General features: G+C 71.3%; 22 protein-coding genes and 1 pseudogene. 16 read left to right on the top strand and 7 right to left on the bottom strand.

Going from position 1 to position 21,130, the window contains the following annotated elements; translation table 11 throughout:
• Positions 1–71 precede the first annotated feature (71 nt).
• Entirely contained in the window at positions 72–1,445 is a 1,374-nt protein-coding gene (locus tag ACZ69Q_RS15895; protein ID WP_471041854.1) for an aminotransferase class III-fold pyridoxal phosphate-dependent enzyme, read from the bottom strand.
• Between the two features lie 171 nt (positions 1,446–1,616).
• Between ACZ69Q_RS15895 and ACZ69Q_RS15890 the strand changes: the two genes are divergently transcribed.
• From ACZ69Q_RS15890 to ACZ69Q_RS15865, 6 genes and pseudogenes are all read left to right on the top strand, one after another.
• On the top strand, positions 1,617–2,222 hold the full coding sequence (locus ACZ69Q_RS15890; RefSeq protein WP_471041852.1) for a type 1 glutamine amidotransferase family protein: 606 nt from the start codon (positions 1,617–1,619) through the stop codon (positions 2,220–2,222).
• On the top strand, positions 2,219–2,677 hold the full coding sequence (locus tag ACZ69Q_RS15885) for a MarR family winged helix-turn-helix transcriptional regulator (protein ID WP_471041850.1): 459 nt from the start codon (positions 2,219–2,221) through the stop codon (positions 2,675–2,677). Before ACZ69Q_RS15890 ends, ACZ69Q_RS15885 begins: the two co-directional genes overlap by 4 nt.
• A gap of 78 nt (positions 2,678–2,755) precedes the next feature.
• A complete protein-coding gene (locus ACZ69Q_RS15880; protein ID WP_471041849.1) occupies positions 2,756–4,705 on the top strand; it encodes a serine/threonine-protein kinase in 1,950 nt (649 codons plus the stop codon).
• A 135-nt stretch (positions 4,706–4,840) separates the two neighbouring features.
• Positions 4,841–5,043 (top strand): annotated as a pseudogene (locus ACZ69Q_RS15875) (hypothetical protein); the annotation flags it as partial.
• 21 nt (positions 5,044–5,064) lie between these two features.
• Positions 5,065–5,466: a type 2 periplasmic-binding domain-containing protein gene (locus tag ACZ69Q_RS15870; RefSeq protein WP_471042679.1), complete on the top strand. Its 402-nt coding sequence runs from the start codon at positions 5,065–5,067 to the stop codon at positions 5,464–5,466.
• A gap of 96 nt (positions 5,467–5,562) precedes the next feature.
• Positions 5,563–7,017 (top strand): M28 family metallopeptidase, encoded by a 1,455-nt coding sequence (locus tag ACZ69Q_RS15865; RefSeq protein WP_471041847.1) that lies wholly within the window; start codon positions 5,563–5,565, stop codon positions 7,015–7,017.
• Between the two features lie 16 nt (positions 7,018–7,033).
• On the opposite strand, the gene ACZ69Q_RS15860 is transcribed toward ACZ69Q_RS15865, so the two are convergent.
• Complete coding sequence (locus ACZ69Q_RS15860; RefSeq protein ID WP_471041845.1) at positions 7,034–7,786, bottom strand: SLATT domain-containing protein; 753 nt, start codon at positions 7,784–7,786, stop codon at positions 7,034–7,036.
• Positions 7,787–8,077: 291 nt separating this feature from the next.
• Between ACZ69Q_RS15860 and ACZ69Q_RS15855 the strand changes: the two genes are divergently transcribed.
• From ACZ69Q_RS15855 to ACZ69Q_RS15845, 3 genes are all read left to right on the top strand, one after another.
• A complete protein-coding gene (locus ACZ69Q_RS15855) occupies positions 8,078–8,422 on the top strand; it encodes a YbaB/EbfC family nucleoid-associated protein (protein WP_471041843.1) in 345 nt (114 codons plus the stop codon).
• 92 nt (positions 8,423–8,514) lie between these two features.
• Positions 8,515–9,114 carry a recombination mediator RecR gene (gene recR / locus ACZ69Q_RS15850; RefSeq protein WP_030053254.1) on the top strand — a complete coding sequence of 200 codons (600 nt, stop codon included), beginning with the start codon at positions 8,515–8,517 and terminating at the stop codon, positions 9,112–9,114.
• On the top strand, positions 9,107–9,769 hold the full coding sequence (locus ACZ69Q_RS15845; RefSeq protein ID WP_471041841.1) for a DUF5063 domain-containing protein: 663 nt from the start codon (positions 9,107–9,109) through the stop codon (positions 9,767–9,769). The genes recR and ACZ69Q_RS15845 overlap by 8 nt, the downstream gene beginning before the upstream one ends.
• Positions 9,770–9,792: 23 nt before the next feature.
• Here ACZ69Q_RS15845 and ACZ69Q_RS15840 read toward each other — a convergent pair whose 3' ends face one another.
• Positions 9,793–10,629, bottom strand: a complete 837-nt coding sequence (locus ACZ69Q_RS15840; protein ID WP_471041839.1) for a PhzF family phenazine biosynthesis protein — start codon at positions 10,627–10,629, stop codon at positions 9,793–9,795.
• Between the two features lie 192 nt (positions 10,630–10,821).
• On the opposite strand from ACZ69Q_RS15840, the gene ACZ69Q_RS15835 reads away from it, so the two are divergent.
• The 3 genes from ACZ69Q_RS15835 (at position 10,822) to ACZ69Q_RS15825 (ending at position 12,204) form a co-directional block, all read left to right on the top strand.
• A complete protein-coding gene (locus ACZ69Q_RS15835; protein WP_471041837.1) occupies positions 10,822–11,235 on the top strand; it encodes an SsgA family sporulation/cell division regulator in 414 nt (137 codons plus the stop codon).
• Between the two features lie 147 nt (positions 11,236–11,382).
• Positions 11,383–11,577, top strand: coding sequence for a hypothetical protein (locus ACZ69Q_RS15830; protein ID WP_471041836.1), 195 nt, complete (start codon positions 11,383–11,385; stop codon positions 11,575–11,577).
• A 123-nt stretch (positions 11,578–11,700) separates the two neighbouring features.
• Positions 11,701–12,204: an SgcJ/EcaC family oxidoreductase gene (locus tag ACZ69Q_RS15825; RefSeq protein WP_471041834.1), complete on the top strand. Its 504-nt coding sequence runs from the start codon at positions 11,701–11,703 to the stop codon at positions 12,202–12,204.
• On the opposite strand, the gene ACZ69Q_RS15820 is transcribed toward ACZ69Q_RS15825, so the two are convergent.
• The 4 genes from ACZ69Q_RS15820 to ACZ69Q_RS15805 all read right to left on the bottom strand — a co-directional run bounded on the left by ACZ69Q_RS15820 (position 12,170) and on the right by ACZ69Q_RS15805 (position 16,286).
• Positions 12,170–13,555 (bottom strand): sensor histidine kinase, encoded by a 1,386-nt coding sequence (locus ACZ69Q_RS15820; RefSeq protein WP_471041832.1) that lies wholly within the window; start codon positions 13,553–13,555, stop codon positions 12,170–12,172. The genes ACZ69Q_RS15825 and ACZ69Q_RS15820 overlap by 35 nt on opposite strands.
• Positions 13,552–14,256 (bottom strand): response regulator transcription factor, encoded by a 705-nt coding sequence (locus tag ACZ69Q_RS15815; RefSeq protein ID WP_471041830.1) that lies wholly within the window; start codon positions 14,254–14,256, stop codon positions 13,552–13,554. Before ACZ69Q_RS15815 ends, ACZ69Q_RS15820 begins: the two co-directional genes overlap by 4 nt.
• Positions 14,257–14,353: 97 nt before the next feature.
• Complete coding sequence (locus tag ACZ69Q_RS15810; RefSeq protein ID WP_471041828.1) at positions 14,354–15,541, bottom strand: cytochrome P450; 1,188 nt, start codon at positions 15,539–15,541, stop codon at positions 14,354–14,356.
• On the bottom strand, positions 15,531–16,286 hold the full coding sequence (locus ACZ69Q_RS15805; protein WP_471041826.1) for a cyclodityrosine synthase: 756 nt from the start codon (positions 16,284–16,286) through the stop codon (positions 15,531–15,533). The genes ACZ69Q_RS15810 and ACZ69Q_RS15805 overlap by 11 nt, the downstream gene beginning before the upstream one ends.
• A 276-nt stretch (positions 16,287–16,562) precedes the next feature.
• On the opposite strand from ACZ69Q_RS15805, the gene ACZ69Q_RS15800 reads away from it, so the two are divergent.
• The 4 genes from ACZ69Q_RS15800 (at position 16,563) to ACZ69Q_RS15785 (ending at position 21,126) form a co-directional block, all read left to right on the top strand.
• Complete coding sequence (locus tag ACZ69Q_RS15800; protein ID WP_380850666.1) at positions 16,563–17,840, top strand: aspartate kinase; 1,278 nt, start codon at positions 16,563–16,565, stop codon at positions 17,838–17,840.
• A complete protein-coding gene (locus tag ACZ69Q_RS15795) occupies positions 17,837–18,889 on the top strand; it encodes an aspartate-semialdehyde dehydrogenase (RefSeq protein WP_471041824.1) in 1,053 nt (350 codons plus the stop codon). The genes ACZ69Q_RS15800 and ACZ69Q_RS15795 overlap by 4 nt, the downstream gene beginning before the upstream one ends.
• A 420-nt stretch (positions 18,890–19,309) precedes the next feature.
• Entirely contained in the window at positions 19,310–19,993 is a 684-nt protein-coding gene (locus ACZ69Q_RS15790) for a SigE family RNA polymerase sigma factor (protein WP_471041822.1), read from the top strand.
• Positions 19,994–20,076: 83 nt separating this feature from the next.
• A complete protein-coding gene (locus tag ACZ69Q_RS15785) occupies positions 20,077–21,126 on the top strand; it encodes a hypothetical protein (protein ID WP_471041820.1) in 1,050 nt (349 codons plus the stop codon).
• The last annotated feature ends 4 nt before the right edge of the window (positions 21,127–21,130 follow it).

Raw genomic sequence — 21,130 nt, 5'->3', positions numbered from 1 at the left:
CCGCCCCTACCCGTCCCGTCCCCGGGGGCCGCCGCCCCCGGACCCCCGCTTCGGCCCGAAGGGCCTCGTCCTCAATCGCCGGACGGGCTGACAGACGTGTACTCGTCCGCCACGGCCAGCGCCGCGTCCAGTGCCGCCAGCCCCTCCTTCAGCTCCGCCTCGGTCACGTTGCACGGCGGCACGACATGCGTGCGGTTCATGTTCATGAACGGCCACAGGCCCCCGGCCTTCGCGGCGGCGCCGAACGCCGCCATCGGGGCGTTCGCCGCACCGGCCGCGTTGTAGGGCACCAGCGGCTCCCGGGTCTCCCGGTTCCGCACCAGTTCGAGCGCCCAGAACATCCCGACGCCCCGCACCTCACCGACGCACGGATGCCGCTCGGCGAGCTCCCGCAGCGCCGGTCCCACCACGTCGGCACCCAGCCGCGCGGCGTTCTCGACGACGCCCTCCTCGGCCATGACCTCGATCGTCGCGACGGCGGCGGCGCAGGCCAGCGGGTGGCCCGAGTACGTCAGACCGCCGGGGTACGGCCGCTTCGCGAACGTCTCCGCGATGGCCCCCGAGATGGCGACCCCGCCCAGCGGCACGTATCCGGAGTTCACGCCCTTGGCGAAGGTCATCAGGTCCGGCGTCACGTCGAAGAGGTCCGCGGCGAACCATTCCCCGGTCCGCCCGAACCCGGCCATGACCTCGTCGAGGACGAAGACGATCCCGTACTTGTCGCAGATCTCCCGGACCCCGGCGAGGTAGCCCGCCGGCGGGACCATGATCCCGGCCGTCCCGGGAACCGTCTCCAGGATGATCGCGGCGATCGTCGACGGCCCCTCGAAGGCGATCGTGGTCTCCAGATGCTCCAGCGCCCGCGCGCACTCCTGTTCCTCGGTCTCGGCGTAGAAGCGGGAGCGGTAGAGGAAGGGCGTCCAGAAGTGCACGACACCGGCCGCGGCGCCGTCGGAGGCCCAGCGGCGCGGGTCACCGGTGATGTTCACGGCCTGCTGCGTACCGCCGTGGTACGACCGGTACGCCGACAGCACCTTCGGCCGCCCGGTGTGCAGCCGGGCCATCCGTACGGCGTGCTCCACCGCGTCGGCGCCACCGTTGGTGAAGAAGATCTTGTCGAGGTCGCCCGGCGTCCGCTCGGCGATCAGCCGTGCCGCCTCCGAGCGCGCCTCGATCGCGAACGCCGGCGCGAAGGTCGTCATCCGCGCGGCCTGCTCCTGGATCGCGGCGACGACCTTGGGGTGCTGGTAGCCGATGTTGGTGTAGACGAGCCCGCTGGTGAAGTCGAGGTACCGCTTGCCGTCGTAGTCCCAGAAGTACGAACCCTGCGCACCGGCGACGGCGAGCGGGTCGATGAGCTCCTGGGCGGACCAGGAGTGGAACACATGCGCACGGTCCGCGGCCTTCACGGCGGCGCCGACCTCGGGATCTGGCTGAGGGGTCATGCGGGTGAGCGTAGGAGTGCGCGGGGTGGGCGAGATATCGGCGTCCTGTCTGCGGTCGGCGGGTTTCCGCGACAGGTTGTCGACGCGGGAGCGCCCGGACATTGACAGCAGGCTGTCTAAATGTCAGGATGCTGTCATCTTCGAAATCGCCGAAGCCTCCTGGGGGAAGCCATGAGCAGCAAGCCCGTGCACCTCGCCGTCTACGACACCTACGCCGACTGGGAGACGGGACACGCCACCGCCCATCTCGCTCGCGCCGGCCACGACATCCGCACCGTCGGCCCGTCCACGCAGCCCGTCAGGAGCATCGGCGGACTGTGCGTCCGGCCCGACCTCGCCCTGGACGACGTACGGCCCGAGGACAGCTCCCTGCTGATCCTGCCGGGCGCCGACCTGTGGGACGCGGGCGACGACCTGGCGCCCTTCGCCCGCAAGGCCCGCGAGTTCCTCGACGCCGGCGTGCCCGTCGCCGCGATCTGCGGTGCCACCGCCGGCCTCGCCCGCGAGGGACTGCTCGACGACCGCGCCCACACCAGCGCCGTCTCCTTCTACCTCGCGGCCACCGGCTACGGCGGCGGCGAGCGGTACGTCGACGCCGACGCCGTCACCGACGGCAGGCTGATCACCGCCGGCCCGACCGAGCCGGTCGCCTTCGCCCGGGAGATCTTCCGGCTGCTCGGGGTGTACGAGGGCGAGGTGCTGGACGCCTGGTACCGGCTGTTCCACGACTCCGACGCCGAGGCGTACGCCGTACTGGCGAAGGCGGGAGCGGCGTGAGCCGGGAGCGGCAGGACCTGCTCAGCCGCAGCGCGCTCGGTGTCTTCCGGCTCAACGGCCAGTTCCTCGGGGTCGCCGAGGAACTGGCCCGGCCCTCCGGGCTGACGGCGGCCTGGTGGCAGGTGCTGGGCGCGGTGCTCGGCGAACCCCTGCCGGTCTCCGGGATCGCCCGCGCGATGGGCATCACCCGGCAGAGCGTGCAGCGCATCGCCGATCTGCTGGTGGACAAGGGGCTCGCGGAGTACCGGCCCAACCCGGCCCACCGCCGCGCCAAACTCCTCGCGCCGACGGACCAGGGGCGGGCGGCGATCCACCGGATCGACCCCGGCCACGCGGCCTTCGCGGACCGACTGGCGGACGCCATGGGGGAGGCGGAACTCGCCGATGCCGTAAGGGTTCTGGAACGGTTGTCGAAAGTGCTCGACCAGATCGCCGTTCCTGTTACGGAACCGTAGGCGCCGCCCCGCTCACCTCCTTTTATGCCGCACTATCGTGGGGCCGACGCATAGGCGGGGGCTGGTTGGGGGCGTGCGATGGAGAAGCTGGGGCCGGGGGATCCACAGCAGATCGGGGCATATCGGCTGCTGGCGAAGCTGGGCGCGGGCGGCATGGGGGACGTCTATCTCGCCCGGTCGGACCGTGGCCGTACGGTCGCCGTGAAGCTCGTGCGGCGGGAACTGGCCGCGCAGGAGGAATTCCGGGCCAGATTCCGGCAGGAGGTGCAGGCCGCCCGGCAGGTCGGCGGGTTCTGGACCGCGCCGGTGCTCGACGCGGACACCGAGGCCGACGTGCCCTGGGTCGCCACCGGGTATGTCGCCGGGCCCAGCCTCCAGCAGGTCGTCGGGCACGACCACGGGGCGCTGCCGGAGCGTTCGGTGCGCATCCTGGCGGCGGGGCTGTCGCACGCGCTCAAGGACATCCACGCCGCGGGGATCGTGCACCGGGATCTGAAGCCGTCGAACGTCCTGGTCACCATCGACGGGCCCCGCGTCATCGACTTCGGCATCGCGCGCGCCCTGGAGACGGTCGACGAGAGCGGGCTCACGCGCACCGGCGCGCTCGTCGGGTCGCCGGGGTTCATGGCGCCCGAGCAGGTGCGCGGCGACCGGATCACGCCCGCGTGCGACGTGTTCTGCCTGGGCTCGGTCCTCGCGTACGCCGCCACCGGCAGGCTTCCCTTCGGATCCGTCGACAGCGGCCCGCACGCCGTGATGTTCCGGATCGCCCAGGAGGACCCCGACCTGGAGGGCATGCCCGAGGGCATCGCCGAGCTGGTGCGGGACTGTCTGCGCAAGGACCCCGGCGTTCGCCCGACGCTCGACCGCATCCTGGAGCGCACGGGCGCCGAGGACACCGTCTCGAGCGGCCGCTCCCGCGACCCCTGGCTGCCGAGCGCACTGGTGGCCCAGCTCGGGCGGCACGCGGTACGACTGCTGGACGCGGAGAACCCGGTGGCCGGAACGACAGCCCAGCCACCCACACGCGAAGCCGACCCGACGGCGGCGAGCTCGCCGGGTTCTGGTGAGCCGGGTTCCGGGGAGCCGACGCCCGCTGCCTCTCCCGAGCACGCCCCGGCCGCCGGGCCGACGCCGGCGGATCAGCTTCCCACCATTTCCGCGGCCCAGCGCGGTCCGACCGCGCCGCCGGGCCCGGGCACGCCCCCCGGCGGTGCCTTCGGGGACGCCGCCGCGCCCGGCAGCGCCCCGGCCCACCCGGCGTACGGGTTCCCGCAGCAGCACCCGCAGCAGCCGGCGTACGGCTATCCGCAGGCCGGCTCCAACCCGCCCTACGGCTCCGCCCCCGCATACGGGGCGTACGGCCCGAACCCGCCGTACCCGAATCCGAATCCGCAGTACGGCTCCACCCCGCCCTACGGCCCGCCCCTGCCGTACCTCCCGGCGCCGCAGCCCGAACCGCCCCGGCGCAGCGGCCGTTCCACGGTGGCGCTCGTCGTGGTCGCGCTGGTCGTCGCGCTCGCCGCGGGCGGCTCGGTGTACGCCCTCATGAGCGGCGGCGGTGACGACAGGGCCGGCGGCGATCCGACCGACGGGCCCACCGCCACGTCCACCGCGACCGACTCCCCGACCTCCGACCCGACCACTGCCACCCCATCCCCCTCGGTGTCCGCGGACGGCGCGGTCCCGGCGGGCTACGTGGGCACCTGGACGGCCACCATCGACAGCGGCACCGGCCGGAACACCCGCCAACTGATCATCCGGCAGGGCGAGGTGGGCGACACGGTCCTGTCCCTCGTCGCCGACGGGCCCGCCGGCACCGGCACCTACCACTGCGAGTTCGAGGCGGACCTCTCCGCGGCGCCGGGCGGCGACGGCCCGTTGCAGATCGGCCCGTCCACGGTGACGGTCGGCGAGCCGCCCACCTGTTCGCCGGGCAAGGCCACCGAGATCTCGCTGCTGCCGGACGGCAGGCTGGAGCGGGTGACCACGGGCAGCGGGGAGAAGCTGACGTACACCAAGCAGTGATCGACGGGAGTGAAGTCCCGGTGCCTGTGAGGCAGTTGAACGTACGGCGAACATCGCCGCCCGAGCAGCGCCGACGGTCCCGAACGGACGTACGGTGACCCCACTACGGCTCTGGTGAGTTGCGGGGGCACCACGGTGGAGTGGCTGAGCGCAGAGAACATCGTGGCCGTCGGCACGGCGGTCCTCGGTGTCGTCGCGTCGGGCGTCATGGTCTGGTACGAACGGCGCGTGCCGCGCCGCTGGGGGCACCTCCCACGTCCTTAAGGCAGTGGGGGAGGATCGGCTACCGCGTCCAGATGGACAACCCGATAGGCGACGACGTGCGCTCGGGCCGGGCTGGGGGTCCCCCCTCTGGGGGAGTGGGAGCGGGCGCAGAGCACGTCACTGGACTGCCGCCCGCCGCCGGTGCCGTCACCGCCGTGACGCGGTGCGAACTCGCCGGTACCGGCGACGTCCTGGACAAGATCGCCGAGCAGCCCGGGGCGATCGGGTACAGCGAGCTCGGTGTCGCCGCCAGGCACAAGGGCCTGCGGCCGGTGCCGCTCGACGGCGACCGGGCGAACGTCGACGAGATCGAGCGCGGCGACAGCGCCTATCCGTACCGCGACATCGAGTACGCCTACACCTACGGCACCGCGTCCGGCGACTCCCTCACCGCGGGGTTCCTCGCCTACCTGGACAAGGAGAGCAGTCAGCAGGTGATCCGCACGCAGGGGCATCTGCCGTGCGGGACGCCGGTCGGACTGAAGCTGTGCGGCTGAGCCGAGGGCCGGTGGCGGCCGAGGCACCCTTGCCGTTGGTTGCCATGTACACAACCATGACGGGGTCGGCCGGCATCGGCAGCACCGGGAGGACCCATGCGCCCCAGCCCCACCAGACGAACGGTCCTGACGGCCACGGCGGCTTCGGCAGCGAGCGCGGCCGCGCTGACGGCGACCGGTATGGCCGAGGCGGCGACCGGTACGGCCGAGGCGGCGACCGGTACGGCCCAGGCGGCCTCCGCGTCGGCGGACCGCCCTGCGGCGACGGCCCAGCGCCCGACCCGCGAACTGCGTGCCCTCCTGCGTGAGATCGACCCCGCCCGCATCGAGGCCACGGTCCGCAGACTCGTCTCCTTCGGCACCCGCCACACCCTCTCCGTCCAGGACGACCCGAGCCGGGGCATCGGCGCGGCCCGCGACTGGCTGCTGGCCGAACTGAACTCCTGCGCCGCGGCCTCCGGGGGCCGGATGACGGCGGAACTGCAGTCGTACGTCCAGGAACCGGCGCCGCGCATCCCCACCCCCACGAAGATCACGAACGTCGTCGCGACGCTGCGCGGCTCGGTGACCCCGGAGCGCGTGTACGTCGTCTCCGGCCACTACGACTCCCGGGTCACCGACGTCATGGACGCCACGTCCGACGCACCGGGCGCGGACGACGACGCCTCCGGCGTGGCCGTGGTCCTGGAGCTGGCGCGGGTGATGGCCAAGCGGCGACCGGCGTCGACGATCGTGTTCGCGGCGGTGGCGGGGGAGGAGCAGGGCCTGTACGGATCGGCGTACCTGGCACAGCAGTTGAAGGCGGCGGGCACGGACGTCCAGGGCATGTTCACCAACGACATCGTCGGCAGCGCCACGGCGGACGACGGCACCCGCGACCCGTACACGATCCGCCTGTTCACCGAGGGGGTCCCGTCCTCCGAGACCCCCGAACAGGCGGCGCTGCGCCGCTCGGTGGGCGGCGAGAACGACTCGGCGACCCGCCAACTGGCCCGCTTCGTCCGGGACGTGGCGGACAACGACGCGACCGGCATGCGGGTGCGGGTGATCTACCGCCGGGACCGCTACCTGCGGGGCGGCGACCACATCCCCTTCCTGGAGCGCGGCTACCCCGCCGCCCGCTTCACCGAGCCGGCCGAGGACTTCGCCCACCAGCACCAGGACGTCCGCGTCGACGACACCGGCAAGCAGTACGGCGACCTGCCGGAGTTCTGCGACTTCGCCTTCACGGCGCGGGTGGCGAGGGTCAACGCGGCGACCCTGTGGACCCTCGCCCAGGCCCCTGGCACTCCGAGGAACCCGCGGATCATCACCAGCAACCTCACCAACTCCACCCGCCTGACCTGGCCGAGAGGCCCGGAACCGGACCTCGCCGGCTACGAGGTCGTCTGGCGCGAGACGACGTCCCCGGAGTGGACCCACGTCCTGCCGGTCGGCGACACGACGACCCACGAGGTGGACCTGTCCAAGGACAACGTGTTCTTCGGCGTACGAGCGATGAACCGGTCGGGCCTGCGCAGCCCGGTGGCCTTCCCGTCCCCTCAGTCGTGAGTGCGGGGAGCGGTCCTCAGCGGGGCTCGGGCGGTCGCTGACGCGGCATGTTCGGGCGGGTGCCGTTCGTCGGGGGCACCGGGAAGCGGGCCAGTGTCGCGGCCGCGTCCGGGCGGCTCGCTCCGGGTACCGACGACTGGATGCCGAGGGGTGCGGTGCCCGTGCGGAACTCCACCATCCAGTCCGCCGTCTCCGCCCGCATCAGCTCGGTCACGTCCTCGGAGAACCGGCGCAGCACACCCAGGCACCGCTCGGCGGCCTCGCCGGCCGTGCCCTCGGCCGGGCCGAGGACCTCCCGCACGCTCTCCGTCGCCCAGTCGAACTGAAGCACCTGAAGCCGCCGCTGTACGGCCTGGGCCGTGGCGACGTCCCTTATCCACCCGGACGTGACCCCGAAGAACCGGTCGACCGCCACGCAGGCCACGGCGATCAACAGCGCCAGATACCCCCAGGGGGCCACCCCGCTCGCGACCCCGGTCAGATCGAGGAGCGGCAGCGCGGCTCCGACCACGGCCCCCGCCGCCGCCCCGCCGCGCAGCGCCCGCGCCCCGCGCCGCTTCCACACCCGGTCCGTGAGATACCACGCCGCCGTGTCCAGCGCCCCCCGCTCCACCCACCGGTACAGCTCGTCGAGCCGCGCCGCCGGCTCCCCCCAGTCGCCGTGCGGAAACGCCCGCCCCGTCAGATCGCCCAGCCGCAGCCAGGCCGCCCCTTCGCCGTCCCGCCCGTCCTTCGGCGACCTGTCGGGCTGCATCTCCGACTGACCCACCCGGCACTCCCTACTGTCACGGTGCGTGACATCACGTGCGACATACGACGTGGATGCGACCCCCGCAGCGCACGGAACGTCACGCAACACCTGAGGCTGACGCGCCGGACCCTTCCTACCGCCCAATGGGTGGCGAAGAGATGCCTTTCGCCTCTTTTCCGCCCGGAAGTGGGTCTTGATCAGGTATAGGACTCCAGTTCCTCTCACTCGAAAGAGTGCCGGGGCGACGGCCACGCAGACCACGTAGGCTCGTGCTGAACGGGAAACGCGTAGACACGCAAGGAGCTGATCGTGATCCCCGGTGGTGGCCAGCCCAACATGCAGCAGCTTCTCCAGCAGGCCCAGAAGATGCAGCAGGACTTGCAGCGGGCGCAGGAGGAACTGGCGCAGACCGAGGTCGACGGACAGGCGGGCGGCGGCCTGGTGAAGGCCACTGTCACCGGCTCCGGCGAGCTCCGCGCGCTGAAGATCGACCCGAAGGCGGTGGACCCGGAGGACACCGAGACCCTCGCCGACCTGATCATCGCGGCCGTCCAGGCGGCCAACGAGAACGCGCAGAACCTCCAGCAGCAGAAGCTGGGCCCGCTGGCCCAAGGCCTGGGCGGCGGCAGCGGGATCCCCGGCCTGCCGTTCTGACGCTCAGGGCGTTCCCCGCCTTGCCTTTCTAAGAGGGGGCGTCGCCAACTACCGTACGTACCGTAAGGAACCCCAGGAAGGACGGCAGTCCGTTGTACGAAGGCGTGGTCCAGGACCTGATCGACGAGCTGGGTCGGCTGCCCGGCGTCGGTCCCAAGAGCGCCCAGCGGATCGCCTTCCACATCCTGCAGGCGGAACCGACGGACGTACGGCGCCTCGCGCAGGCCCTCATGGAGGTCAAGGCGAAGGTCCGCTTCTGTGCGACGTGCGGGAACGTCGCACAGGAGGAGCTGTGCAACATCTGCCGCGACACGCGCCGTGATCCGGCGGTGATCTGCGTGGTCGAGGAGCCGAAGGACGTCGTGGCGATCGAGCGGACCCGTGAGTTCCGTGGCCGCTACCACGTCCTCGGCGGCGCCATCAGCCCGATCGAGGGTGTCGGACCGGACGACCTGCGTATACGAGAACTTCTCGCGCGGTTGGCCGACGGGACGGTCACGGAGCTGATCCTGGCCACCGATCCGAATCTCGAGGGCGAGGCCACGGCCACGTACCTCGCGCGCATGATCAAGCCCATGGGCCTGAAGGTCACCCGCCTGGCCAGCGGCCTCCCGGTGGGTGGCGACCTGGAATACGCGGACGAGGTCACCCTCGGCCGCGCCTTCGAGGGGAGACGACTCCTAGATGTCTGACGCCACGCTGCACGCGACCGAGCAGAACCCGGACGACTTCGCGGTCCAGATCGCGGACCAGATCGAGAGCTTCCTGGTCGCCGTCACGGAGGTCGCGAAGGGCGACGAGCCGGGCTCGACCGTGCCCTTCCTCCTCCTGGAGGTCTCCCAGCTCCTGCTGGCCGGCGGCCGTCTCGGCGCCCACGAGGACATCGTGCCCGATGAGCGCTACGAGCCCGATCTGGGCCCCGAGGCGGACGTGGACGAGCTCCGCGAGAACCTCGCCCGCCTGCTGGACCCGGTCGACGTCTACTCCGAGGTCTTCGACCCCTACGAGCCCCGCAAGGCCCCGGTCCCGGCCCGGATCTCCGACGACCTGACCGACGTCATCACCGACCTGCGCCACGGCATGGCCCACTACCGTGCCGGCCGCACCGCCGAGGCCCTGTGGTGGTGGCAGTTCTCCTACTTCTCCAACTGGGGCTCGACGGCGTCCGCGACGCTGCGTGCGCTGCACTCGGTCCTGGCCCACATCCGCCTGGACCAGCCCCTGGAGGAGCTGGACGGCCTGGACACGGACCAGGGCGTGATGGGCGACGAGACGCTGGAGTTCGAGGCCGGCAAGGTCATGGAGCAGGAGATCGGGGAGCAGCTCGGGCTGCGGCCGGCGAAGTAGCGCCGGCCCCGGCCCGCGCGGGCTCAGATCTGTACTGCCGTGCCGGTCACGCCGATTCCCGTGCCCGGCTCGGCCGGAACGGTCACCGTGATCGTGCTCGGCCTGCCCATGTCCACGCCCTGATGGATCGTCAGTGCGGCGGGTGGCGCGACGAGTTCGAGCTCGCGCAGATAGCCGCCGAACGCGGCCGCCGCCGCACCCGTGGCCGGGTCCTCCACGACACCGCCGGGCGGGAACGGGTTGCGGGCGTGGAACACGGTGGACGACTCGCGCCAGATCAGGTCGACGGTCGTCCAGTCCTCGCGGGCCATCAGGGCGGCCAGCGGCTCCATGTCGTAGTCCAGGTCGGCCAGCCGCTCCCGGGTGGTGGCGGCGAGGATCGGGTGCCGGGCCCCGGCGAAGGCGACGCGGGGCGGCAGCGCCGGGTCCAGATCGGCGGGGGACCAGCCCAGGATGGTCAGCAGCTCGGCCAGGTCGGCCTCCGCGAGGGGCTCCGTGTGCGGCGCCACGCTCACCAGGGTCGCCGTCACGGTGCCGTCCGGCGTCCGGTCGGTGGTCACGGTGACCGGGCCCGCCTGGGTCCGCAGCAGCAGCCGCCCGGTGCCGTGCCGTTCGGCGTGGGCGACGGCCGTGGCGATCGTCGCGTGGCCGCAGAACGGCACCTCGGCGAGCGGGCTGAAGTACCGGATGTCCAGCGTGCCGTCGCCGGCCGGCACGACGAACGCCGACTCCGAGTAGCCGAGTTCGGCCGCCGTCTCCAGCATCGCCTTGTCGTCGACCCCGGTGGCGTCGAGCACCACACCGGCCGGGTTGCCTCCCGCGGGGTCGCTGCTGAAGGCCACGTAGCGCGAAATCTCCATGCGTGGACCGTAACCGGGCGTGGGGAACGGGGCGATGGGATTACCCGGGTAGGAGAACCTGCGCGGCGAAAAGTGACGCAGGTTACAGGGAAAGGCTCCGGAAGCGGCGTAATGCACCGGGGCCTCGCGCCGTCTCACAGGCACAACGGCCGTACCCGGCCGCTGCCCCCGCCCCCGAATCGGAGCCCGACCATGCACGTCACCCTGGAGCAGCCGACCGGCGCCCGTCTGATCACCGCCGACCAGGAGATCGCCATACCGGCGACCCTCCGCTACACCTCCGGCGACCCGCTGGCGGTGCACATCGACTTCCCGGCCCACGCCACCCTGGACGGCAAGGCCGCGACCTGGACGTTCGCTCGCGTACTGCTGGGCGAGGGGCTGCGGGCGACCGCCGGGCTCGGCACCGTGCGCGTCCGGCCGTGCGGTACCTCCCACACCTACGTGGAGTTCCACGCGCCGGAGGGCGTGGCCAGGCTCCGTTTCGCCACCGCGGACCTGTACCGCTTCCTGGCCCGCACCTACACCGTGCTCGCGCCGGGCGAGGAGACCGTGGGCGCGGAGCTGGACCACGGGCTCGCGGCACTGTTCGGAGGGCGGGTGTGACACGGGGCGCGGCCCACGGCCGGGGTGTAGCGGGCTACACCCCTTCCTCGGGAGCTCACTGCCTCGTCGCTGACCTCGGGGAACGGGATCGTTGATCGCGCCAGGTCAACGGCCGTGAGCAACGGCCCCGCCCCGAAGGAAACCGTCATGAAGGCCCTGCTCCCCTCCCGCCCCGTCCTGTGGTTCCTTTTCCTCTTCAACTCCGTCGTCGCCGCTGCCGCCCCCTTCGTCGTCGACGGCGCCCAGGGCGTCATGACCGCCGTCGGCATGGGCGTCGTATCGCTGGGCGCAGGCGTCGAGTTGGTGCGCGGGCGGGTCCGCGGGAAGGCGGCCGCTGTGTGACCCGGCGGTCACGCGAGGCGAATTGGAGCCGTGTTGTCCCCGGCCTGTACGTCCGCTGCACGGGCCCTAACCGGCCCGCGGCGAGTCTGGAGTCACTTCCACCAGACCCGTACGGGAGATGCGATGACTCGTCGTTCCATCAGCAAGCGCGTGGCCATTGTCACCTCCACCGCCGTGGCCGCCGTCGGCACCGTCACCGCCGGTGCCGCGATCGCCGGGCCCGGCTGGAGCGAGAAGAAGCCCAGCAAGAAGGAGATAGCCGGCCTGTTCGACCAGTGGAACAGAGCCCTCGGGACCGGGGACCCGGAGCAGGTCGCCGACCTGTACGCGAAGGACGCGGTGCTGCTGCCCACCGTCTCCAACCGGGTCCGTTCCGACCGCGCCGGCATCGTCGACTACTTCGAGCACTTCCTCGCGAACAAGCCGGTCGGCACGAAGATCGAGACGCACGTCAACGTCCTCGACAACAACTCCGCCATCGACACCGGCGTCTACGAGTTCGCGCTCACCGACCCCGCGACCGGCGAGAAGAGCACCGTCGAGGCCCGCTACACCTACGCGTACGAGAAGCGCGGCGGTGAGTGGTACATCGTCAACCACCACTCCTCGAAGATGCCCGAAGGCTGATCGCCACCTTCAGCCCGCCCCCGGGAGCGTCCCCGAGCGTCACGGTCCCGCCGTCGTCGGTCACCAACTGCCTGACGACGGCGAGGCCGAGGCCCGAACCGGACTTCCCGGTCAGCCCCCTGCCCCGCCAGAACCGGTCGAAGGCACGGGACTTGTCGGTGTCCGGCATGCCGGGGCCCTCGTCGAGCACGGAGAGCACCACCTCGTCGCCCTTTGACTCCACCTCGACGGTGATCGTGCCACCGTCCGGTGACACCTCCAGGGCGTTGGAGAGCACGTTGTCCAGCACCTGCTCCAGATGACCCGGACTGGCCAGCACCAGCAGCCGGCCGTCGGCACTCCCCCTGTGCGCGATGGTGACTCCGCGCTCGTCGGCGGCCGGCCTCCACACGTCCAGCCGCTCGCGCACGATGTCGTCCAGGGCCAGCGGTTCCGCCGCCGTCACCTTGGCCTCCGCCCGCGCCAGCACCAGCAGCCCGTTCACCAGCCGGCTCATCCGGACGACCTCGGCCGTGGCCTGCTCCACGTCCTCCTTGACGAACTCGTCGTCCACCCCGTCCGCGATGTTGTCCAGCGACAGCCTGAGCGCCGTGAGAGGGGTACGGAGTTGATGCGAGGCGTCGGCCACGAAGATGCGCTGGGAAGCGACCAGCGTGTCCAGGCGTTCCGCCCCCTGGTTCAGGGTGCGCGCCAGCGTCTGGGTCTCCGGCGGGCCCGTCACGGGGGAGCGGGCGGTCAGATCGCCGTCGCTGAACCTGCTGGCCATGTCGTTGAGCTGGCGCAGGGGCCGGGTGATGCGCCGCGCCGCCGCGGCGCCGATCACCGCGGCCACGGCGAGGACGGCCACCGCGAGGCCCGCGCGGAAACCCCAGATCGTCCACAGCCGCTCGGTGAGGTCGTCGGTCGAGTACACGATGCGTACCGCGCCGACGACCGGGCCCCGGTTGCGGCCGTCCAGGTCCACCGCGCTGGAACGGGCGGGCACCGTGATCTTCAGCTCCGGCCCCCAGATGAAGGAGGAGCCCCAGTCGGTCGTGGACCTGCCGTCCGCCAGGGCCCTGGTCAGGGCCGTGTCCTGCTGCGGGCTCGGCAGGCCGGTGTCGCAGCGCCCGGTCACCTGGACCTGGCCGGGAGTCTGGCCGGCGTACGCCCTGGCCATCTCGTCCAGTGCCGCGCACGAGGGGGTGTTGCCGTTGCCGAGGAGCAGGGCCATGGTGTGGGCCTCGCGCCGTACGGAGTCCGCGGTGTCGCCCCGGAGCTGGTCCGTGAGCGTGAAGGCCACCGGCACCGTGAACAGGGCGATCGCCACGGCGACGAGCCCGACGTAACTGCGGATGAGCTGGCGGATCATGACGCGTCGCTACCGCTGTCGCTCCGCTCGGCGCTCGCGATCTCCAGCCGGAAGCCGACCCCGCGCACCGCCTCGATCGTGACGGCCCCGGCGAGCTTGCGCCGCAGCGCCGCCACGTGCACGTCCAGCGTCTTGGTCGGGCCGAACCAGTTCGCGTCCCAGACCGCCTCCATGATCTGCTCGCGCGACATCAGCGCCCCCGGCTCCTCGGTGAGGAAGGCCAGCAGGTCGTACTCCTTGGGCGCGAGTGCCACCTCCTCGCCGTCCAGCTTGACCCGGGCCGCCTTGCGGTCGACGGTGAGGCGGTCGCCGTAGCGGTCCGGGCCGGCCTCGGCGGCGGACGTACGGGGCTGCACGCGGCGCATCACGGCCCGTATCCGGGCGATGACCTCGCGGACGCCGAACGGTTTGGAGACGTAGTCGTCCGCGCCGAGCTCGAGGCCGACCACCCGGTCCGTCTCGTCGCTGCGCGCGCTGATCACGATGATCGGCACGTCGCCGCGCTCGCGCAGCGCCTTGCAGACGTCGAGTCCGTCGGTGTCGGGCAGCCCGAGATCGAGCAGTACGACGTCGTAGGGGTCGCTGTGGCTCAGTGCCGCGCCGCCCGTTTCGACCCAGGCCACCTCGAAGCCGTAGCGCAGCAGTCCTCGCCGGAGCGACTCGGCGACCGGTTCGTCGTCTTCCACCAGAAGTACGCGCACAGGGCGAACCCTAGTGGTTGAAACTTAAAGACGACCGGCCGCCGAGCCAGTGAGCAGGGGTTTCCCCGGATTCGTCAGGATTTCCCGACGAGCGGAGCTACCACATGACGGGCAGCCGCTCCGGGATCCGCTTCATGAATCCCGTGCGCCACACGAGCTGCTCGATCGGCACCGCGAGGCGCACCCCGGGCATCCGCTCCAGCAGCGTTCGAAGGGCGATCTCGGCGTGCTTGCGGCCGAGGGCGGTCGCGGGGCAGTAGTGCGCCCCGCCGCCGAAGGAGAGATGGGCGGTGGCGTTGTGCCGGCCGAGGTCGACCCGGTGGGGGTCGGGGAAGGCGGCCGGGTCGAAGTTCGCGCCCTCGACCAGGACCAGGACGAGCTCGCCCGCCTTCACGTCCACGTCGCCCAGCGTCACGTCCTCGGTCGCCAGCCGCGGCAGCCCGTCACCGATGGACAGGTTGATCCGCAGGAGCTCGTCCACGGCCGCGGGGATCTTCCCGGGGTCCGCGACCAGCTCGGCCTGGAGGTCGGGGTGCTGGATCAGCGACACCAGTGCCATGGTCAGGAAGCCCGCGGTGGAGATGGTGCCGGCGCCGAACATCGTCACCCCGACCGTCGCGAGCATCTCGTCGGTGAGATGGCCGTAGTCGGGGTCGTTGCGCAGGGCGGCGAGCTCGGCCATCAGGCCCGTCGTCGCCGGGTCGTCGAGCCGCTCCGTCATATGGGCGATGTCCCGGTCCCAGTTGAGCCGGGCGCCCGCGACGGGGCAGGCCGAGTTCATGAACGCGATGTCCAGGCTCCGCATCAGCCGGGGCGCGTCCTCGGGCGGGATGCCGAGGATGCGGCAGTGCATGCCCGCCGAGTACGGATCGGCGAAGCCGCCGCGCAGGTCGGCCGGGGCGCCCTCGCGCATCAGCCCGTCGACGAGTTCACCGGCACAGGCCCGCATCCATTCCGCAAGGCCGGGGCTCTTGGGGTTCAGCGCCTTCAGTACGGCCCTGCGCAGCCCCGCGCCGGTGATGTTCCCCATGTTGTTGACGACCTCGGGCGGGATCGTCAGCGCGTACTGGCGGGGCACGCCGGGCGCGGAGGTGTCCTTCAGGCTGAAGCGGGAGTCCTCGAGGACCTGCTTGCACAGTGCGTACGACGACACCAGCCATGCCTCGTCGCCGGCGATGGTGCGCACCCGGCGAACGGGCGCGGCGTTCCGCAGCTCCTCGACCTCGTGCGGGAGCTGGTCGCCGCGCCAGGAGAACGGGAAGTCGAGGGGGGCTTCAGTGAGCATCGGTGGTCCCCTCGGCGGGCGTGACGATGGCGTGTCCCTGGTTGCGGGAGGCGCGCAGTCCGGCGCCGCGGGAGTAGAGCAGCTCCGCCATCGGCAGAAGCTGGTGGTAGCAGTTGAGGGAGGACGGCACGCCGAGGATGGCGGGGGTGTCCAGGAAGAGGGGCGCCTCGGCGCAGACGTAGGCCAGGCAGACCTCCCGCTGGGCGGCGGTCGTGCCCACGTCCCTGCCGGTCAGGAAGGAGTCGACGAGTTTCTCGCAGGTCGTGCGGAACTCGTCGTCCGTGGTGAGGCGGGACTGGAGACGGTCGTGGATCTCGCGGTACGCCGCGTTGCCGCGGAAGTCGGACATGGCGTGGGCGTACAGCCGGGTGCCGCCGGGGTCGGCGGCCCGTACTGCGCCGAGGACCTTGGCCCGCACCCCGCGCAGGTTCTTCACCGCCTTGCGGCGGGCGTCGTCGGGCGGATAGCCGGACGCCACGTACATCTCGGCCACGTACAGGTCCGTGTAGACGAAGTCCACCCGTTCGAAGAGGGCGAGGCCCCAGCGGGCCAGGTCGTGGACACGGTCCGCGGAGAAGTAGCTGTTGCCGGGGGAGACGCCGATGACGGCGTGGTCGCCGGCGGTGCGGATGACCTCGCAGTGCGGGGTGAAGGGCTGGATCTCGAAGAGGGAGCCGGCCGCGGAATCCCTGTCGGCCTCGGCTGATGTGACGTGCTGGATCTCGGAAGCGGTCGCAGTCGTCAAAGGAGAGAATCCTTCGCGTCGCAAGTCCCGATGGAGCCTTGTGCCCCTGGTGTGGCGACGACGACGCGAAGTTATCGGGCGGCTACGGAGAGCGTCAATGGTCTTCTGACGGCCCGCATCACCCGCGAGTGACCTGTCCCACTTTCCGGAGTGCGGCGCTCCCCACCGGGCAGACACGACCCCGAGCGCCCGGATCTCACCATCTGGGAACCCCAAGGTCGAATTCGGACGCTCGGTAAACTGAGCCGACACACACGGACTGAGCGAGGAGCGCACGTGGGCCTTGTCGTGCAGAAGTACGGAGGCTCCTCCGTAGCCGATGCCGAGGGCATCAAGCGCGTCGCCAAGCGGATCGTGGAAGCCAAGAAGAACGGCCACCAGGTGGTCGCCGTGGTTTCCGCGATGGGCGACACGACGGACGAGCTGATCGATCTCGCCGAGCAGGTATCCCCGATCCCTGCCGGGCGCGAGCTCGACATGCTGCTGACCGCGGGAGAGCGGATCTCCATGGCCCTGCTGGCCATGGCTATCAAAAACCTGGGCCACTCGGCCCAGTCGTTCACCGGCAGCCAGGCAGGTGTCATCACCGACTCGGTCCACAACAAAGCCCGGATCATCGACGTCACACCGGGCCGGATCCGTGACTCGCTGGACGACGGCAACATCGCCATCGTCGCCGGGTTCCAGGGCGTGAGCCAGGACTCCAAGGACATCACCACGCTGGGGCGCGGCGGGTCGGACACCACCGCCGTGGCGCTGGCCGCGGCCCTCGACGCCGAGGTCTGCGAGATCTACACGGACGTCGACGGCGTGTTCACCGCCGACCCGCGCGTGGTCAAGAAGGCGAAGAAGATCGACTGGATCGCCTTCGAGGACATGCTGGAGCTGGCCGCGTCCGGCTCGAAGGTGCTGCTCCACCGGTGTGTGGAGTACGCCCGTCGTTACAACATCCCGATCCACGTGCGGTCCAGCTTCAGCGGGCTTCAGGGCACGTGGGTCAGCAGCGAGCCGATCGAGCAAGGGGACAAGCAGGTGGAGCAGGCCATCATCTCCGGTGTCGCGCACGACACCTCCGAGGCCAAGGTCACGGTCGTCGGCGTGCCGGACAAGCCGGGCGAGGCGGCCGCGATCTTCCGCGCGATCTCCGACGCCGAGATCAACATCGACATGATCGTGCAGAACGTGTCCGCCGCCTCCACCGGTCTGACGGACATCTCCTTCACGCTGCCGAAGTCCGAGGGCCGCAAGGCCATCGACGCCCTGGAGAAGAGCAAGGCCGGCATCGGCTTCGACTCCCTGCGCTACGACGACCAGATCGGCAAGATCTCCCTGGTCGGCGCCGGTATGAAGACCAACCCGGGTGTCACGGCCGACTTCTTCAAGGCGCTGTCCGACGCGGGCGTGAACATCGAGCTGATCTCCACCTCCGAGATCCGCATCTCGGTCGTCACCCGCGCCGACGACGTCAACGAGGCCGTGCGCGCCGTGCACTCCGCCTTCGGGCTCGACTCCGACAGCGACGAGGCCGTTGTCTACGGGGGCACCGGGCGATGACTCACCGACCGACGCTCGCGGTCGTGGGTGCGACCGGAGCCGTCGGCTCGGTCATGCTCCAGATCCTGTCCCAGCGCGCGGACGTCTGGGGTGAGATCCGTCTGATCGCTTCGCCGCGCTCGGCCGGCCGCAAGCTGGCCGTGCGCGGCGAGGAGGTCGAGGTGGTGGCGCTCAGCGAGGAGGCCTTCGCCGGGGTCGACGTCGCGATGTTCGACGTACCGGACGAGGTGGCCGCCCGCTGGGCGCCGATCGCCGCCGCCGCGGGCGCGGTGGTGGTCGACAACTCGGGCGCCTTCCGGATGGATCCGGAGGTGCCCCTCGTCGTGCCCGAGGTCAACGCGCACGTGGTCCGCAGGCGGCCGCGCGGGATAGTGGCCAACCCCAACTGCACGACCCTCTCCATGATCGTGGCGCTGGGCGCGCTGCACGCCGAGTTCGGGCTGCGCTCCCTGGTGGTCTCCTCCTACCAGGCGGTGAGCGGGGCCGGCCGGGCCGGCGTCGACACCCTGCGCCAGCAGCTCTCCCTGGTCGCCGGTACGGAACTTGGGACCAGTCCAGGCGACGTACGGCGGGCCATCGGCGAGAACACCGGGCCGTTCCCGGAGCCGGTCGCGCTGAACGTCGTGCCGTGGGCCGGGTCGCTGCGCGAGGACGGCTGGTCGTCGGAGGAGATGAAGGTGCGGGACGAGTCCCGCAAGATCCTCGGGCTGCCGAAACTGCCGGTCGCGGTGACCTGTGTACGGGTGCCGGTGCTCACCGGGCACTCGCTGACCGTGCACGCCCGCTTCGAGGGCGAGGTCACCGTCGCCAAGGCGCGCGAGATCCTGGCCACCGCACCCGGGGTCGTGCTGTACGACGACCCGGCGGCCGGTGAGTTCCCGACGCCCGCCGACGTCGTGGGCACGGATCCGACCTGGGTCGGCCGGGTGCGGCGCGCGCTGGACGATCCCACGGCGCTCGAACTCTTCGTCTGCGGAGACAATTTGCGCAAGGGCGCGGCCCTCAACACGGCTCAGATCGCCGAGCTCGTGGCGGCGGAGTTTTCGTGAGAAGGCCGGTGCCGCAGGAAACCCCCTGGTCTGCGACGCATTCGTTTGTAGGATCTGTGTGAAGAATGTGAGCTGATCGATGGTCCGGACCACTTGAACCGGGCCGGGTCGGCATCCGAAGATTTTCCTCCCCGCTCTGCAACCGCTTGCAGGGCGGGGAGCGTCTTTGCGGTCGCCCTCATGGGCGTGGAGACGCGTTTTTTCTGGCGTGGGGACGCCATGAGCAGGGCGTGGGGACGCCCCGTTCATTTGGGACATAACGGAAGAGCGGGTAGGCATGTGGGCGTTTGACGCACGGTCAGCAGTGCTGCCTGGAGCAAGACGGGTAGTTGCGGGCGGCAGAGTGTCGGTTGCGAGGACTGGCGCAAAAGTGACGTCCGGCACGTACAACCCTTACGGGGGGACGCGTGTCCAACAGGCGTGGCAGAGGTACTCGACTTCAGTGCGGCGACCCGCGGTACGGCTCTACGGCCGCCCCGGCGGGCCGTCCGACCCCGCATGCCCGGTGTGGCCGGCGGCATGCCGGTGATCGCGCCCATGCCCGCAGCGCGGCCCACCCGCATTCCGAGTCAGCGTGACGGTGCCGAGCACGCCGAGAACACCGCGGCGGCCGGCACCACCGTCGATCACCTCACCGAGACCTACCGGGCGCACTACCGCTCCCTGCTGGGACTCGCGGCCCTCCTCCTCGACGACACCGCCTCCTGCGAGGACGTCGTCCAGGAGGCGTTCATCCGGGTCCACTCCGCGCGCAAGCGGGTGCGGGATCCGGAAAAGACACTGGCGTATCTGCGTCAGACGGTCGTGAATCTCTCCCGCTCCGCCCTGCGCCGCCGCATACTCGGCCTGAAGCTGCTGTCCAAGCCGATGCCCGACATGGCGAGCGCGGAGGAGGGGGCCTACGACCAGCTCGAACGGGACTCCCTCATCAAGGCGATGAAGGGTCTCCAGCGCCGCCAGCGCGAGGTGCTCGTCCTGCGGTACTTCGCGGACATGACCGAGGCGCAGGTCGCCGAGACGCTCGGCATCTCGCTGGGCTCGGTGAAGGCGTACGGCTCGCGCGGCATCGCGGCGCTGCGGGTCGCCATGGAGGAGCCGGTATGAGCGGGGACCGGGACGGGCGGCCGGAGCCGGCGAGGTGGCCGGACATGCAACAGCCGAAGCAATCGCACGCTGGGAACGGAACTGTGAACCACGGCCCCGACGACCAGGGCCCCGAGGGGCTCGACTCGGACGAGCTGGTACTGCGCAGCTTGCTGCACGACGCGGTCCAGGAGATCGAGCCGCGCGACGGCACGCTGGACCATCTGCGCCGGGCGGTGCCCGCACGACGGGCGCGCAAGCGTCAGGCGCTCGTCGGCATGGCCGCCGCGGCCCTCTTCGTCGGCACCGCCGTCCCGGCGCTGGTGCACGTGTCCAACTCCACCGGCTCCGACGTCAACCCGTCCGTCGCCGGCCATGGTGAGCAGGCACAGGGCGGGGCCGGTCAGGGCAAGGAGACCGAGGGCGGCCAGAGCACCTCGGGCGGCTCCTCCGGCAAGACCCAGGATCAGGACAAGGGCGGCCACAAGGGGGAGGACAAGGGCACCGGCACGGGTGCGGGCAGCGGCTCCGGAAGCCCCGACGACCCCGAGGCGACCACCGCGGCCGGCATCGCGGCGTGTACGGCCGACCAACTCGGCACGTCCGGCGGGAGCGTCGACGGACCCGACCCGTCCGGTGCGGTCTACGGCACCTTCCGCTTCAGCAACATCTCCACGGCCGACTGCATGGTGAGCAGCCCCGGCAGCGTGGGCGCGCTGGCGTCGGGCGCGGCGGACCAGACGAAGATCACCCCGATCCGGCACATCGCCGGGGACGCAGCGGCCGGTCTGCCCGACCCGTCCCAGGAACTCACCTCGCTCGTCCTCAAGCCGGGCGAGTCGTACGCGGTGAAGTTCGCCTGGATCGCTTCGGAGGCCTGTCCCACGACGGGCGACAACAACGGCGGCGGCTCCGGCGGCGGAGAGCCCTCGCCCGACCCGACACCGACGGACACCACCAGCGGCGCGACCGAGGGCACCTCCACCGGCGGTGACACGGGGACCTCCACCCAGCTCGTGAGGGAGGACACCACCCTCGACGGCAGCGTCACGATCTCCAACACGACGGAGGCGGGCGGCCCGACGGCCACGGTGGTCGTGTCCAACGCCTGCGCGGGGACGGTCTACTGGACGGGCGTGCTGGCGGGCGCATAGCAGC

It is taken from the genome of Streptomyces sp. NPDC036764 (assembly GCF_055609385.1).
This window is presented reverse-complemented; position numbering and strand designations above follow the sequence as displayed.

Bases quoted from the DNA above. Each gene is read 5' to 3' on its own strand.
- ACZ69Q_RS15895 (WP_471041854.1), bottom strand. From the start codon at position 1,445: ATGACCCCTCAGCCAGATCCCGAGGTCGGCGCCGCCGTGAAGGCCGCG.
- ACZ69Q_RS15890 (WP_471041852.1), top strand. From the start codon at position 1,617: ATGAGCAGCAAGCCCGTGCACCTCGCCGTCTACGACACCTACGCCGAC.
- ACZ69Q_RS15880 (WP_471041849.1), top strand. From the start codon at position 2,756: ATGGAGAAGCTGGGGCCGGGGGATCCACAGCAGATCGGGGCATATCGG.
- ACZ69Q_RS15865 (WP_471041847.1), top strand. From the start codon at position 5,563: ATGCGCCCCAGCCCCACCAGACGAACGGTCCTGACGGCCACGGCGGCT.
- ACZ69Q_RS15845 (WP_471041841.1), top strand. From the start codon at position 9,107: ATGTCTGACGCCACGCTGCACGCGACCGAGCAGAACCCGGACGACTTC.
- ACZ69Q_RS15840 (WP_471041839.1), bottom strand. From the start codon at position 10,629: ATGGAGATTTCGCGCTACGTGGCCTTCAGCAGCGACCCCGCGGGAGGC.
- ACZ69Q_RS15835 (WP_471041837.1), top strand. From the start codon at position 10,822: ATGCACGTCACCCTGGAGCAGCCGACCGGCGCCCGTCTGATCACCGCC.
- ACZ69Q_RS15830 (WP_471041836.1), top strand. From the start codon at position 11,383: ATGAAGGCCCTGCTCCCCTCCCGCCCCGTCCTGTGGTTCCTTTTCCTC.
- ACZ69Q_RS15825 (WP_471041834.1), top strand. From the start codon at position 11,701: ATGACTCGTCGTTCCATCAGCAAGCGCGTGGCCATTGTCACCTCCACC.
- ACZ69Q_RS15820 (WP_471041832.1), bottom strand. From the start codon at position 13,555: ATGATCCGCCAGCTCATCCGCAGTTACGTCGGGCTCGTCGCCGTGGCG.
- ACZ69Q_RS15810 (WP_471041828.1), bottom strand. From the start codon at position 15,541: ATGCTCACTGAAGCCCCCCTCGACTTCCCGTTCTCCTGGCGCGGCGAC.
- ACZ69Q_RS15795 (WP_471041824.1), top strand. From the start codon at position 17,837: ATGACTCACCGACCGACGCTCGCGGTCGTGGGTGCGACCGGAGCCGTC.